This window comes from Streptomyces beijiangensis (genome assembly GCF_017315755.1).
GTDB lineage: Bacteria > Actinomycetota > Actinomycetes > Streptomycetales > Streptomycetaceae > Streptomyces > Streptomyces beijiangensis.
This window is the reverse complement of sequence record NZ_JAFLRJ010001418.1, coordinates 1-471: the sequence shown is the minus strand read 5'-3', so window position 1 is coordinate 471 and position 471 is coordinate 1. Positions and strand designations below refer to the sequence as shown.

Annotated in this window: 1 protein-coding gene; it reads left to right on the top strand. The window is 47.1% G+C overall.

Annotated elements, in window-relative coordinates; all coding sequences use genetic code 11:
• A partial coding sequence (locus tag J0695_RS46485) for a penicillin-binding transpeptidase domain-containing protein (RefSeq protein ID WP_277990124.1) occupies nucleotides 1-471 on the top strand: 471 nt, incomplete at both ends.

The following is a 471-nucleotide window of genomic DNA, read 5'->3' as shown; positions in this document are numbered from 1 at the left end:
CTGTCAAAGGGGCCACTGTTTTAACAGGTCTGCAGACGGGAGCCATTAATTTAAATACGACTTTTCTTGATGAACCGCTCTATATCGGAAAAGGAAAACCGAAAAAATCTTGGGCGAGCAACTTGGGAACACTTGGTATCCAGGGAGCTCTTGAAAAGTCTTCAAACGTGTTCATGTTTAAAACGGCGATCGCCCTTGGTAAAGGCCAATATAAGGCGCATCAGCCGCTCGACCTTCAAACAAAAGCATTTGATACATTCAGGTATTATTTCAGCCAGTTCGGCCTCGGCGTCAAAACCGGAATCGATCTGCCAAATGAAGCTTCAGGCTACAAAGGATCTCAAAGACTGCCCGGTTTCCTGCTTGACTTTTCCATCGGACAGTATGACACATACACACCGCTGCAGCTGGCTCAGTACGTATCAACGATTGCCAATGGGGGATACCGCATGAAGCCGCAGCTTGTGAAAG